The organism is Mycobacterium sp. MOTT36Y (genome assembly GCF_000262165.1).
GTDB classification, from domain to species: domain Bacteria; phylum Actinomycetota; class Actinomycetes; order Mycobacteriales; family Mycobacteriaceae; genus Mycobacterium; species Mycobacterium intracellulare.
Window position 1 is genome coordinate 172,961 of record NC_017904.1, and the last position, 12,387, is coordinate 185,347.

The window sequence follows — 12,387 nt, forward strand, 5'->3', positions numbered from 1 at the left end:
CGGATGGACGGACCGATTGCAGGAGTGGTTTTTGTGCATATCCACCCAGTACCCCGGACGCGGATGGGGCGAATGGCCTGGTCATGGTTGCGTCACCCGGTAAAAAGTCGCGAGTTCCCCGCCAAGCACGAGCGGTTGGTCACCGCCCAGGATCTACTGCTCTTCGGCGCGTGACCACTCTGCCGCCGCGCCTGCGGGCGCCCGGCGGGTTTGCTCCGCGGCCGGCGGGCGGGATTTTCGCCTGAGCGCCAGGGGCGGGGCCCGAAAATCGGTGCTATCCGTCGAGTAATCCCGAATCGCGGATCGCCTCGGCGAGCGGTTCCAGCACGGCGGGGTCGTGTGGCGGGGGTAGGTAGACGATCCCGAGGTCGAGCCCTTCGGCGGCGAGTCCGGCGGCGTCCGCGACGACCTTCCCGTAGTCGAGGTCCGGCTCGAGGCGCAGGTGCGCCAGAGGGTGATCTCCTTCGGATCGCGGCCGATGTCCGCGCAGTGTGCGGCGAGGACGTCACGCTTGTGGGCGAAAACGTCGGGCGGGCCGCCGACGAAGTTCCAGTGCTGGGCGTAGCGGGCGGTGATCCGCAGCGTGCGCTTCTCGCCGCTGCCGCCGATGCAGATCGGGGGGTGCGGACGCTGCGGCCCCTTGGGCTCGTTGCGGGCACCCTTGAGCTGATAGAACCTGCCTTGAAAATCGGAGCAGTCCGTGGTCAAAAGGCTGGTCAACACCTCGCAGGCTTCCTCGAAGCGGTCGAAGCGTTCCTTGATGCTGCCCAGCTCGATGCCGTAGGCGCCGGATTCCTCCTCGTTCCAGCCGGCGCCGATCCCCAGCTCGAGGCGCCCGTTGGAGATGATGTCGAGGGCGGCCGCCATGTTGGCCAGCACCGCGGGGTGGCGGTAGTGGATCCCGGTGACCAGGGTGCCCAGCCGCAATCGCGTGGTGGCCTGTGCCAGCGCCGTCAGCGTCGTCCACCCCTCCAGACAGGGCCCGCTGCTGTCGGAGAAGATCGGGTAGAAGTGGTCGAAGGTCCACCCGGATTCGTAGACGTCGATGTCGTCTGCGGCCTGCCAGACGGCCAGCATCTGGGCCCAGGTGGTGTTCTGCGGAGAAGTCTTGAAGGCGAATCGCATGTCAACGACGTTAGTCGGCGTTTATGAAGGGCAACTAAACTCGACCGCGCTATGACTTGCCCTTGTTGCTCCCTGGGAATCGACACCAAGCTCACGCTGCTGGCGGCGGGCCTGATCTTCCTGCTCGCGCTCGTTCTCGGGATCTGGAAATACCGCGGGATGATGACCTCCGAGAATCATCTCGCGCATCCCTACGTCGACATCGCGCATCGCGCGGCGCTGCTGTATTCGTTCGCGACGCTGCTGCTCGCGGTTTTCGTACAACTGAGCGCCTGGCCGGTGTGGGTGAACCTGACGGCCGCCGGCGTCGTCGTCTTCTTCTTCGTGGCCGCCATCGCCGCCTACATCACCCACGGGGCACGGCGCGACACCGTCAACCAATTCGAAAACGCCGACCGCAGCACCGAATTGGCGATGGCCGCGCTGATCGTCGGGGAAATCGGCGGGTTCGGCGTGCTGCTCGCCGGGTTCGTGGTCGGCCAACTGCTGTAACTCGCCGAGGTCTGGCGGGCACACTGGAGTAATGGATCCGGTAGCGGCCCTGCGGCAGATCGCCTACTACAAGGACCGGAGCCGTCACGACCCGAGACGCGTGATGGCCTACCGCAACGCGGCCGACATCATCGAGGGCCTCGACGACGCGGCGCGCGAACGCCACGGCCAGGCCAACAGCTGGCAGTCGCTGCCGGGAATCGGCCCCAAAACCGCCAAGGTCATCGACCAGGCGTGGTCCGGCCGAGAACCCGACCTGCTGGTCGAATTGCGTTCCACCGCAGAAGATCTCGGTGGCGGTGACATTCGTGCCGCGCTGCGCGGCGACCTGCACCTGCACTCCAACTGGTCGGACGGCTCCGCTCCGATCGAGGAGATGATGGCCGCGGCGGCGGCGCTGGGCCACGAATACTGCGCGCTGACCGACCATTCGCCGCGGCTGACCATCGCCAACGGCCTGTCGCCGGAGCGGTTACGCAAGCAACTCGACGTGATCGACCGGCTGCAGGAGACGTTCGCGCCCATGCGCATCCTCACCGGGATCGAGGTCGACATCCTCGACGACGGCAGCCTGGACCAGGAACCCGAACTGCTGGAACGCCTCGACGTCGTGGTGGCCAGCGTGCACTCCAAGTTGTCGATGGATTCCGCCGCGATGACCCGGCGCATGCTGCGCGCGGTCCAAAACCCGCACGCCGACGTGCTCGGCCACTGCACCGGCCGGCTGGTGTCCGGCAACCGCGGCATCCGGCCGGAATCCAAGTTCGACGCCGAGGCGGTGTTCACGGCGTGCCGCGAGTCCGGCACCGCGGTGGAGATCAACTCCCGGCCGGAGCGGCGCGACCCGCCGACCCGCCTGCTCAACCTGGCGCTGGAGATCGGTTGCGTGTTCAGCATCGACACCGACGCCCACGCCCCGGGCCAGCTGGACTTCCTCGGTTACGGCGCGCAGCGCGCCCTGGACGCGGGCGTTCCCCCCGACCGGATCGTCAACACCTGGCCGGCCGGCCGGCTGCTGGAGTGGACCGGGTCGAATTGAGACGCCGCTCAGACCCGCACCCGTTCGGCGCGCTCGGGAACCGGTGCGGCGCTGCGGACGGTGCCCTGCAGCAGGTTGGCGGCGCCGACGGTCGCGCAGATCGCGGCCGGGATGAGCAGCGCGTAACCCCCCAACTGAGCCCCGAACATGATCCCGGCCACGCCGCCGCCGAGGAATAACACCAGGGTGGCGGCCAGTATCGCCGTTTTCCAGTTCTTGATGCCGTGTATCCGGCTGCGGCCGAGGATCAGCCCGAGGTCGGTGATGGTTCCGGTGAAGTGCGTGGTGCGGATCGCCATCCCGCGAAAGCTCGATGTCATCCCGTTTTGCAGGCCGAGCGCCGCGGCGGCGAACAGCGCCTGCACCGCGGTCTGCTCGACGCCCAGGGCGTTGATCTGTGCCCTGACGACGGTCTCCGCTCCCCCGGCCGCGGCGAGCACGAGCAAGCCTGCCTCGAGGTACAGCACGGCGGCGTGGCGTGGGCCCGCAAGGGCATCGGTGGGTGCGAGGATCGCCCCGGCTATGGCCGCTCCCATCAGGAAGCCCAGAAAGATTGCGCCGAGCACGTGGCCTTCGTACAGCCACGGGTTGGCCGTGTGCATGCCCAGCTGGGTGGTGATCCCGGTCAGATTGCCGACGGGCACCGCCAAGATCAGCAGCGCCACGGCATTGACGAAGCCCGCGGATAAGGCGAGTAACGCGCTGTAACCGAGCAGGAGACCTTCGCGGGGCAGGCCGGTGTCGCGGGATTGGTGCGGCGGCATCGGATTCAGTTGCTCACTTTCGAGGTCGGGTTTACGCCAACCTAACAAGCGGGCCGCCGCACAAGCGGGGTCGCGAGGCTGATTCAAATCAACCTCAAATCATCGAAAAGGCATGTGGCAAAGAGTAATTGAATAATTAGTGAAAACACCGACGACCCGTCAGTCGGGCAGGTGCGGCATCTCGAAGCCCGGATCGCGCCCCAATAGCACCGCGGGCGTGAGCGCCGACTTGCCATAGCGCCGGCGCACCCGGTCGATGGCGGCGTCGATGTCGTCGCCGGCAGCGCGCCGGCGCGATTCGCCGAACGGCAGCATCAGCTGCTGGGCGCCGCTGCGGTCGATGCCCGATACCGCGAACCCGACCAGCGTCAGGCCGCGCTGCGCGATCAGCCGCGCCGCGCCCGCGACCAGGCGCCGCGCGGCGGCCAGGATGGGCGCCGTGGCCGACGTGGCCCACGGCAGGGTGTGCGAGCGCGTGGCCCTGGAGAAGTCGTCGAAGCGCAGCCGCAGCACCACCGTGCGGCCCGTCCGCCCGGCGGCGCGCATGCGGCCGGTGATGCGGTCGATCAAGTTCACCACCACGGCGTCGATCTCGTTAGGCGACATGGCATTGCCAGAGCGGCCCAGCGCTCGCTGCGCCCCGACGGAGCGGCGACCAACGCCGGCGGTGACCCGCCGGCGGTCGATGTTGCGCGACAGCGCATAGAGCTGACGACCCATCGCGCCACCGACCATCGAGCCCAGCGCCGACTCGCTGAGCTCGGCGACGTCGGCCACGGTGACGATGCCGTGTGCATGCAGCTTCTCGGCGGTCACCGCGCCCACGCCCCACAGCCGGCGCACCGGCAGCGGCCGCAAAAACGTCAACTCCTGATCGGGGGGCACCAGCAGCAGCCCGTCGGGCTTGGCCTCCTGGCTGGCGACCTTGGCAAGGAACTTGGTCCGGGCGATCCCGACGGTGATCGGCAGCCCGACCCGCTCGCGCACGTCGGCGCGCAACCGCTCGGCGATCGCCACCGGCGTGCCGCTGACCCGGCGCAGCCCGCCGACGTCGAGGAAGGCCTCGTCGACCGACAGCGCCTCCACGATCGGGGTGCAATCGCGGAACACCTCGAAGACGGCGTCGCTGGCGCGGCTGTAGGCGCTCATCCGCGGCGGCACCACCACGGCGGCCGGGCACAACCGCCGCGCCTGCGCCCCGCCCATGGCCGTGCGCACGCCGTAGGCCTTGGCCTCGTAGCTCGCGGCCAGCACCACGCCGCCGCCGACGATCACCGGGCGCCCGCGCAGGGCCGGGTCATCGCGCTGTTCGACGGACGCGTAGAAGGAGTCCAGGTCCGCGTGCAGAATGGACGGGTCACACCGCACGAACATATGTTCGCACGGGGCGCCGACAAACCCGTTTCAGCAGGCCTCGCCGTACACGCTGCTGACCCAGATGTGCACCAGCGTGTCGAGCAGTTGCTCGCTGGGCACCGACGGTCGCCCGCCGGCGAACGCGCTGAGCATGACCTTTTCGTTGAGCAGGTTCAGTGCCGCGGACAGGTTGCGCGCCGGCAGTGTCACCGGCGCGGCGCCGCGCGCGCGCTCGGCTTCGATCACGGTGGTGATGTGGTCGACCCATTTCTGCATGAAGCGTGACCACAGCCCGCCGACGTCTTTGTTGGTGCGCGCGGCATCGGCGGCCAGCGACACCGCGCGATGCGTGCCGAAGGTCTCGACAAACACGTTGATCCCGATGCGCCACAACGCTTTCAGGTCGGCGGGCGGGCTGGCGACCAGCGACTCCAGCGCGGAGTCTGCCTCCATGATCACCCGCTCGAACAGGGTGAACAGCACCGCGTCCTTGGACGGGAAATAGAAGTAGAACGTCGGCCGGGACAGCCCGGCCCCCTTGGCGAGGTCGTCGACGGAGATGTCGGCGAGCGGGCGTTCCTGCAGCAACCGTTCGGCGGTGGTCAAAATGGCCAGTTCGCGGTCGTCGCCGGACGGGCGCGCCGAGCGCCTGCCCCGGTGGGTGCGGGCGGAACCGACGGTAGTCACGGCCGCTACTTTACACGGCGTCGAGATTTTCGACACGGTGTTGACCGATTCAACACCGTGTTGATAGCGTGGCCGTATGACTGAGCACCTTGACGTCCTCATCGTGGGCGCCGGCATCTCCGGTGTGAGCGCGGCCTGGCACCTGCAGGAACGCTGCCCGACCAAGAGCTACGCCATCCTCGAGCGCCGCGCCGACCTCGGCGGCACCTGGGACCTCTTCAAGTACCCGGGCATCCGATCGGACTCGGACATGTTCACCCTCGGCTTCCGGTTCAAGCCCTGGCGTTCGGCGAAGTCGATCGCCGACGGCGCGTCGATCAAGGCCTACATCAGGGAGGCCGCGGTCGAGAACCGGATCGAGCCGCACATCCGCTACAACCACCGGGTGGTGGCCGCCGACTGGTCCGACGTCGACAACCGCTGGACGCTGACGGTCGAGGACGACGGCCGCACCAGCGAGATGACCTGTTCCTTCCTGTTCGCCTGCACCGGCTACTACAACTACGACGAGGGGTTCTCGCCCACCTTCGAAGGCTCCGACGACTTCGGGGGCACCATCGTGCATCCGCAGCACTGGCCGGAGGACCTGGACTACGCGGGCAAGCGGATCGTCGTCATCGGATCCGGCGCGACCGCGATCACCCTGATCCCCGCCCTGGTGAACTCCGGTGCCGGCCACGTCACGATGCTGCAGCGCTCGCCGACCTACATCGGGTCGCTGCCCGGTGTCGACCCCTTCGCCGAGAAGGCCAACCGGCTGCTGCCCGAGCGCCTCGCGCACATGGCCAACCGCTGGAAAGCCATCGCGTTCAGCACTTTCCAGTACCAGCTGTCCCGCAAGGCGCCGGCCTACATGCGCAAGACGTTGATGACGATGGCGCAGCGACGGCTGCCGCAGGGCTACGACGTCGAGAAGCACTTCGGGCCGCGCTACAACGTCTGGGACGAGCGGCTGTGCCTGGCGCCGGACGGCGACTTCTTCCGGACCATCCGGCACGGCAAGGCCGACGTCGTCACCGACACGATCGACCGGTTCACCAAGACCGGCATCAAGCTCACCTCGGGTGAGGAGTTGGCGGCCGACATCATCATCACCGCAACGGGATTGAACATGCAGTTGCTGGGCGGGGTGAAACCGACCCGCAACGGCGAGGACATCGACCTGACCTCGCTGATGACCTACAAGGGCCTGATGTTCTCCGGCGTGCCGAACTTCGCCATCACCTTCGGCTACACCAACGCGTCCTGGACGCTGAAGGCCGACCTGGTCTCCGAATTCGTCTGCCGACTGCTGAACTACATGGACGCCAAGGGTTTTGACTTCGTGGAGCCGCAGCATCCGGGCAACGACGTGGACGAGCTGCCGTTCATGGACTTCACTCCCGGCTACTTCCGGCGGTCGATGCACCTGCTGCCCAAGTCGGGATCGCGGGCGCCGTGGCGACTCAAGCAGAACTACTTCTTCGACATGCGCACCATCCGGCGCGGCAAGGTCGACGACGAGGGCTTGAAGTTCGCGAAAAAGCCTGCGCCGGTAGCGGTTTAGGGGACTGTGGCGACGACGACGATCCCGTCGTCGTCGCTGTAGGCGATCTCACCGGGCACGAACGTCACACCGCCCAGGGTGATTTCGACATCGCGTTCGCCGGCGCCGGTCTTGGTGCTCTTGCGCGGATTGGTGCCCAGCGCCTTGATGCCGATGTCCATGCCCCGCAACGCGGCGGAGTCCCGCACCGCGCCGTTGATGATGAGCCCGGCCCAGCCGTTGGACCGCGCGAGCTCGGCGATGACGTCGCCCACCAGCGCGGTGTGCAGCGAGCCTGCGCCGTCGATCACCAATATCCCGCCGTCACCGGGCTCCGAGAGCACCGACTTCAGCAGCGCGTTGTCTTCAAAGCAGCGCACGGTACTGATCGGGCCGGCGAACTCGGCTCGCCCGCCGAGCTGGCGGAATTGGGTGTCGCAGCTGCGCACGTCGGGGCCGATGCTGTCGACGAGGTCGGCGGTCGGCCGGAATGGCACCGTCACTTCTGACATGTAAACGCCCGCGCCCTCAGCGACGGCGCAGCTGGCGGATGAGCAGGATGGCCAGCAGGCTGACCGCCACGGCGACGATCAGCGGCACCGGGGATTGGCCCACCGCGGAGCCCGGGACGGCGGGAGAGACCGGGTTGTTGGCGGCTTCCACGGTGGACTTCGCCTGTGCGGCAGCGTCTTTGGCGGCGGCCGTGAGGTCGCCATTGGTTTCGGCCCGCTGCTGCACGCCGGCCGGCGGCCCGGGTGGCCCCGGGGGTGCGGGTTCGGCGTTCTTGGCCGGCGCCTTCTTCGCGGGCGCCTTCTTGGCGGGCGCCTTCTTGGCGGGTGCCTTCTTCGCAGGTGCCTTCTTGGCCGGCGCCTTCGCGGTCTTTTTCGCCGCCTTGGCGGGCGGTTTCTTCTCCGGCGGAGTGCCGGCGCCGTCGGGCGCGCTGTTGGTGGGGTCCTGCGGGTCTGCCATGCGGCCGCTCCTTGAGCTTCCTCTGTCGTCGTTTCCCTAGCTCAGGGATCTCGACCCCATCATGCCAGCACGCGTGACGGCGCCTCGATCACCGCCTGTGCCGCACCGCCCACCAGGCGCCGCCGGCGACGAGCGCCAACGCGGCCGCCACGAACGGCCAGACGGGGACGTCACCGCCGCCGCCCCCGCCGCCGGCAACCGGCGGCCCGGGCGTGCCGGTGCCGGACACCGTGAGCTGGAACGACCAGGACCCGGACACCACGTGGCCGTCCGCGGAGGTCACCCGGTAGTTCACCGTGTACGTGCCGGACGGTCCCAGTCGACGCAGGGCGATGCTGACCATCGCGCCGGCCACGGTGGGCTCGCCGGCGGACCACACGTTGCCGTCCGGGCCGACCACCGTCATCGCGGCGAACGTGGTCTGCAACTGCTCGTTGAAGGTCGCGCTGACCCGCTGCGGGCCGGAGGCCAGCACCGCGTTGGCCGCGGGGTCGGTGGCGATCCGCGTGGCGTGCGCCGACGACACCGGCGCGGTGAGCGTGGCCATCGCGAACATGGCGCTCATGCACGCGCCGAACGCCAGCCGTTTCACGGGCGGCGGCGGATCAACGCGATCGCGACGCCCAGCGCGGCGACCACCAGAGCGGCGCCGCCCAACAATCGCGCGGTGTTGTCGGCCGCGTGGGGCCGCGCCGGTTCGGTCGCTTGGTCGGGCGTCCCATGGTGGTGGTGTGACCCCGCCGGCCCGGTGGCAAGGGTGAGCATGGGCGCCGGGTGTTCGGGCTCGCCGCCGTCGGGCAGCGGCGCCTGATCCCACTTCACGACGGTCCCGTCGGCGTAGGACTGCGTGGCCGGGAAGCTGACGGTGTCGGTGTCGGGCAACTTCACGGACAACCGGAACAGCGCGAATTGGTCAGCGGCGATCCCCCCGCCGGGGGCGGCCGTCCATGTCACCGAGCGGACGGCACCGGACGCCGCGTCGCGGTCGAGCCTGGCCGTCCAGCCCGGCATGCTTTGGGTGCGCGCCGAGGCGACGCCGGGCAGGGCGACGGTCAAGGCGGTGGTGGCGGCCCCGACGTTCGATTCGTTGGGCACCTGGAAGGTGACCAGGGCCATGGCGCCGCGCACCGGATTGTCGCTGCTGGCGTGGACGTGCGCCGACGCCGTCGGCGACTGCAGCGCCGACCCGAGGGCCAGGACGACGACCGCGCCGGCCGCGAACAGGATGCGCGGGATCCACCTGCCGTGGATTGACATGGGAGGAGATTGCCTTTCGTGGGGTCGGTCAGCTCAACCCGAGGCGGGCCATCAGATCGGCCTCGATGCCTTCGAGCTGCGACGAGATCGCGGCGTGGGCGGCCCGGCGACGCGCGGCGGGCAGATTCTCCGCGGCGGTGACGGCCGCCGACAGATCGGTGAGCCGCTCGGTGATGGCGACCACGAACGCCTTCGTCTCGGCGTCCTTGGGCTTCTTGTCCTGCACCGACCGCAACGACCTCTCGGCCCCCGCGATGCGGGCCGACAGCTGGGCGCCGGGGCCGGAGAACTGGCCGATCTGAGCCAGCGGGATTCCGAGCCGGTCCGCGCGGCGCTGATCGATCAGCGCGCGCGCCGAGACGGCCAACCGGTAGATCACCGGGGTGAGGATCGGCGCGAGCAGCCGCGAGACCGTCAGCACGCGGCGGATCCGGGTCGGGGAGAAGATCTTGCCCTCCCGCGCCGCCTTGAGTTGGGCCTCAGCGACTTTGAGCGCGTTGCGGTCGCTGTCGCGCTGCGCCTTGATCTGGGCCCTGAGCGCCTTGTTCTCCGCCCGTTGGGCGGACTTGGCGCGCCGCACCTCGTTTTTCGCGGCCAGCTTGGCCTCGAGCTTCGCGCGGGCCTTGATGGCGCGGGCTTCAGCGCGACGCGTCGCGCGGCTCTTTCGCTTGCCGAACAGGGCCATTCCCGGCCGCCTCCCGGTATCTCGCTGGCAATCGTCGTCTAACGCTCTCGCGTTCGCGATCCGTTTGCCAACCCTAATCGGAATGGGCGGGCGCCAGCTCCCCAGGGCTGGCCGGGGCCGCTAGGCGTCCAGGTGCTCCGCGCGGCGCAGCTCGTTGACGCGCTCCATGACCTCGCGCTGGGCCTCGGGGGAGAGCTCGGCCGTGCGCATCGCGATGCGGCGCACGTTGTCGTCGCGCGCCGTGGCCAGCCACGACAATTCCTTGTCGAGCTTCTCGTAGTACTCGTCGTCGGTGAAGTAGGCCGGCTTGATGCGGAAGAAGTTGGCCAGGGCGGCCATCGTCGCCGAGGACGGGTTGGTGCGGTTGCCGGAACGCAACTGCGACAAGTAGGGAGCCGACATCGTTATGCCCTCCGCCTTGAGCGCCGCGATCACTTCCGCGGAGGTGTGCGCACCGCGTCCAGGCGGATACACCGTGTCGAACAGGCGGTTCAGGCGAGCAGCGAACGTCGTGCTCATTGATATGACCTCCACTGGGCTGTAGAAGCGAACTATTACCTAGGTGTATTTGCTGATCATGGTAGCGAGGCTTGGTAAGGGTAACCAGGTGCAAACCCCGAAGGATTCCCGAGCGGCACAGCCGACGCTCACCAACTCCCCACTTGACGAGCGTCTAACTGATTCGCTGAGGTGTCCACCAAATCCATGGAACTCACAGGTTATCCGCAGAATCGGACACCCGTCCCGAAGTGGCGGGCCGGACGCCTCGTGGGGGCCGTTGCGAGCACCCGCGCCGTGCTGGGCGATTGCACCGCAACGGACCGGCAAGCTGGCCGGATCCGGTACGCCATTTGCTGCCGGGCCCGAAACCTAGCCATCGAGCGCGCGCCGCAACTCGCCGGCCGCATGGTGGACACCGATGGTCGAGGGGCCGTTAACTTAGTGGGCGCCGTCGAAGTCGCGGTCATCCACGACCGGTCCACCGCTGAGCGCCGCCCGACGTGACGGTCGCCAGAGCGGTCCGGTCGCGTGATTCCCGCGGGCGCGAAGCGCCTCCTCGCGGCCGGGAAGGCGAATCGCCATTCGCGCCGCCGTGTTCTCGCTAGGCGGCGAGCAGCATCGCCAAAATCGCCGTGTCGGGATGGCTGATCGGATCGACGCCGACCCGGCTCACCATCGACGTGATGGTGCCGTCGGCTTCTGCTTCCACCCAGGCCGCCCGGTGTTCCAGGCCGAGATAGGGCAACCCGGGCAGCAATACGCATCCCGATGCCGCCCCCGTGCATTCGGGCAGCGACGGCGTGGTTTCCGACGGCGGATGCAGCATGAGTAGCGCGGGGGGCTGATGGTCGGCGAAATAGCCTGGCTGGATTGCCGATTCACCAAAGACCGTGCCCTCGGCCAGCACCAGGCCGACCGTGTCCGGTTCGGGTTCGTCGGGCAGTTCTTCGCGGGCGCCGAACACCGTTGTGGTGGAGAGCAACCCGGGCAACGACGCGATCCGGACCGCGACCATGAGCAGCTGGGCCCATTCTTTCGTCGAATCGGGCCAACGGCCGGAGATCAGGAACCCCTTCAGGGACCCACGAGAATGGAACGGGGAGACCCCGATCGGTCGATCCGACCCAGTTTCCATCTCCGACCTCCGCGCGACGCCTCCGTTGGGAATAACCACACTGGTAGTCCGAATAATTAAGAATGCCTGCGGATTAGGCGCCGTGCAACACGACACGGTCAGCGTCGCGGATCTTCAGATCGACCCCTCCGGGGCCGCACAAACGACTGGGGCGCCGCGCAATCCGCGCGACGCCCCCGCCGATCGAAATAAAAGTCAGCCGAAAATCAGGCCCTGGGTTTTCGAGGTCGCCGCGGCGTAGCGCTTCTGCACGTCGGCCCAGTTGACGACGTTCCAGAACGCCTTGACGTAGTCCGCCTTGACGTTCTTGTACTGCAGGTAGAAAGCGTGCTCCCACATGTCGACCTGCAGCAGCGGAATGATGCCCAGCGGCACGTTGGCCTGCTGGTCGTAGAGCTGGAAGGTCAGCAGCCGGTTGCCGAGGGTGTCGTAGCCCAGCACCGCCCAGCCCGACCCCTGCAGGCCGTTGGCGGCCGCGCTGAACTGCGCGCGGAACCGGTCGAAGGATCCGAAGGCGTCGTCGATCGCGGCGGCCAATTCGCCGGTCGGCTTGTCGCCGCCGTCCGGCGACAGGTTCTTCCACCAGATGGAGTGGTTGACGTGGCCGCCCAGGTGAAAGGCCAGGTTCTTTTCGTTCAGGAAGATCGCAGCGTGATCTTCGTTGGCACGGGCCTCTTCGAGCTTGGACAGAGCGTCGTTCACGCCTTTGACGTAGGTGGCGTGGTGCTTACTGTGGTGGATCTCGTTGATCTGACCTGAGATGTGCGGTTCCAACGCTGCGTAGTCCCAGTCCAAGTCGGGCAGGGTGTATTCAGCCACGGCGTTCCTTTCTTCGATTATCGTCTTGACGCT

Annotated in this window: 14 protein-coding genes and 1 pseudogene; 3 read left to right on the forward strand and 12 right to left on the reverse strand. The window is 68.0% G+C overall.

From position 1 onward, the window contains the following. Window positions 1-274: 274 nt before the first annotated feature. A pseudogene (locus W7S_RS00850) lies at window positions 275-1,125 on the reverse strand (LLM class F420-dependent oxidoreductase). Between the two features lie 51 nt (window positions 1,126-1,176). Here W7S_RS00850 and W7S_RS00855 point away from each other — a divergent pair. Then, entirely contained in the window at window positions 1,177-1,617 is a 441-nt protein-coding gene (locus tag W7S_RS00855) for a hypothetical protein (protein WP_008262917.1), read from the forward strand. A 31-nt stretch (window positions 1,618-1,648) separates the two neighbouring features. Beyond that, complete coding sequence (locus W7S_RS00860) at window positions 1,649-2,656, forward strand: PHP domain-containing protein (protein WP_008262918.1); 1,008 nt, start codon at window positions 1,649-1,651, stop codon at window positions 2,654-2,656. Between the two features lie 8 nt (window positions 2,657-2,664). Here W7S_RS00860 and W7S_RS00865 read toward each other — a convergent pair whose 3' ends face one another. The 3 genes from W7S_RS00865 to W7S_RS00875 all read right to left on the reverse strand — a co-directional run bounded on the left by W7S_RS00865 (window position 2,665) and on the right by W7S_RS00875 (window position 5,463). Next, window positions 2,665-3,420: a YoaK family protein gene (locus W7S_RS00865; RefSeq protein ID WP_008262924.1), complete on the reverse strand. Its 756-nt coding sequence runs from the start codon at window positions 3,418-3,420 to the stop codon at window positions 2,665-2,667. 159 nt (window positions 3,421-3,579) lie between these two features. Further along, entirely contained in the window at window positions 3,580-4,794 is a 1,215-nt protein-coding gene (dinB, locus tag W7S_RS00870) for a DNA polymerase IV (RefSeq protein ID WP_008262934.1), read from the reverse strand. Window positions 4,795-4,824: 30 nt separating this feature from the next. Beyond that, a complete protein-coding gene (locus tag W7S_RS00875) occupies window positions 4,825-5,463 on the reverse strand; it encodes a TetR/AcrR family transcriptional regulator (protein ID WP_008262935.1) in 639 nt (212 codons plus the stop codon). Between the two features lie 76 nt (window positions 5,464-5,539). Between W7S_RS00875 and W7S_RS00880 the strand changes: the two genes are divergently transcribed. Then, entirely contained in the window at window positions 5,540-7,009 is a 1,470-nt protein-coding gene (locus W7S_RS00880; protein ID WP_008262936.1) for an NAD(P)/FAD-dependent oxidoreductase, read from the forward strand. On the opposite strand, the gene rraA is transcribed toward W7S_RS00880, so the two are convergent. From rraA to W7S_RS00925, 8 genes are all read right to left on the reverse strand, one after another. Continuing rightward, window positions 7,006-7,491 carry a ribonuclease E activity regulator RraA gene (gene rraA, locus W7S_RS00885; RefSeq protein ID WP_008262937.1) on the reverse strand — a complete coding sequence of 162 codons (486 nt, stop codon included), beginning with the start codon at window positions 7,489-7,491 and terminating at the stop codon, window positions 7,006-7,008. The genes W7S_RS00880 and rraA overlap by 4 nt on opposite strands. A 25-nt stretch (window positions 7,492-7,516) precedes the next feature. Next, window positions 7,517-7,957 (reverse strand): hypothetical protein, encoded by a 441-nt coding sequence (locus W7S_RS00890; RefSeq protein WP_008262940.1) that lies wholly within the window; start codon window positions 7,955-7,957, stop codon window positions 7,517-7,519. Between the two features lie 88 nt (window positions 7,958-8,045). Further along, window positions 8,046-8,549 (reverse strand): copper resistance CopC family protein, encoded by a 504-nt coding sequence (locus tag W7S_RS00895; protein ID WP_014710802.1) that lies wholly within the window; start codon window positions 8,547-8,549, stop codon window positions 8,046-8,048. Then, complete coding sequence (locus W7S_RS00900) at window positions 8,546-9,214, reverse strand: YcnI family protein (RefSeq protein WP_014710803.1); 669 nt, start codon at window positions 9,212-9,214, stop codon at window positions 8,546-8,548. Before W7S_RS00900 ends, W7S_RS00895 begins: the two co-directional genes overlap by 4 nt. 28 nt (window positions 9,215-9,242) lie before the next feature. Then, the gene (locus W7S_RS00905; protein ID WP_014378840.1) at window positions 9,243-9,899 is read right to left on the reverse strand and encodes a DUF6474 family protein; all 657 of its coding nucleotides are present in this window, start codon (window positions 9,897-9,899) and stop codon (window positions 9,243-9,245) included. A gap of 120 nt (window positions 9,900-10,019) precedes the next feature. Further along, window positions 10,020-10,418: a secretion protein EspR gene (locus tag W7S_RS00910; protein ID WP_008262950.1), complete on the reverse strand. Its 399-nt coding sequence runs from the start codon at window positions 10,416-10,418 to the stop codon at window positions 10,020-10,022. A gap of 583 nt (window positions 10,419-11,001) precedes the next feature. Continuing rightward, a complete protein-coding gene (locus W7S_RS00920) occupies window positions 11,002-11,535 on the reverse strand; it encodes a hypothetical protein (protein WP_008262953.1) in 534 nt (177 codons plus the stop codon). A 195-nt stretch (window positions 11,536-11,730) separates the two neighbouring features. Beyond that, window positions 11,731-12,354 carry a superoxide dismutase gene (locus W7S_RS00925; protein ID WP_007771867.1) on the reverse strand — a complete coding sequence of 208 codons (624 nt, stop codon included), beginning with the start codon at window positions 12,352-12,354 and terminating at the stop codon, window positions 11,731-11,733. Window positions 12,355-12,387: the final 33 nt, after the last annotated feature.

Excerpts from the sequence above, each read along its gene's own strand:
- W7S_RS00865 (WP_008262924.1), bottom strand. The coding sequence starts at position 3,420 with ATGCCGCCGCACCAATCCCGCGACACCGGCCTGCCCCGCGAAGGTCTC.
- W7S_RS00910 (WP_008262950.1), bottom strand. The coding sequence starts at position 10,418 with ATGAGCACGACGTTCGCTGCTCGCCTGAACCGCCTGTTCGACACGGTG.
- W7S_RS00905 (WP_014378840.1), bottom strand. The coding sequence starts at position 9,899 with ATGGCCCTGTTCGGCAAGCGAAAGAGCCGCGCGACGCGTCGCGCTGAA.
- dinB (WP_008262934.1), bottom strand. The coding sequence starts at position 4,794 with ATGTTCGTGCGGTGTGACCCGTCCATTCTGCACGCGGACCTGGACTCC.
- W7S_RS00890 (WP_008262940.1), bottom strand. The coding sequence starts at position 7,957 with ATGGCAGACCCGCAGGACCCCACCAACAGCGCGCCCGACGGCGCCGGC.
- W7S_RS00900 (WP_014710803.1), bottom strand. The coding sequence starts at position 9,214 with ATGTCAATCCACGGCAGGTGGATCCCGCGCATCCTGTTCGCGGCCGGC.
- W7S_RS00880 (WP_008262936.1), top strand. The coding sequence starts at position 5,540 with ATGACTGAGCACCTTGACGTCCTCATCGTGGGCGCCGGCATCTCCGGT.
- W7S_RS00855 (WP_008262917.1), top strand. The coding sequence starts at position 1,177 with ATGACTTGCCCTTGTTGCTCCCTGGGAATCGACACCAAGCTCACGCTG.
- W7S_RS00860 (WP_008262918.1), top strand. The coding sequence starts at position 1,649 with ATGGATCCGGTAGCGGCCCTGCGGCAGATCGCCTACTACAAGGACCGG.
- W7S_RS00920 (WP_008262953.1), bottom strand. The coding sequence starts at position 11,535 with ATGGAAACTGGGTCGGATCGACCGATCGGGGTCTCCCCGTTCCATTCT.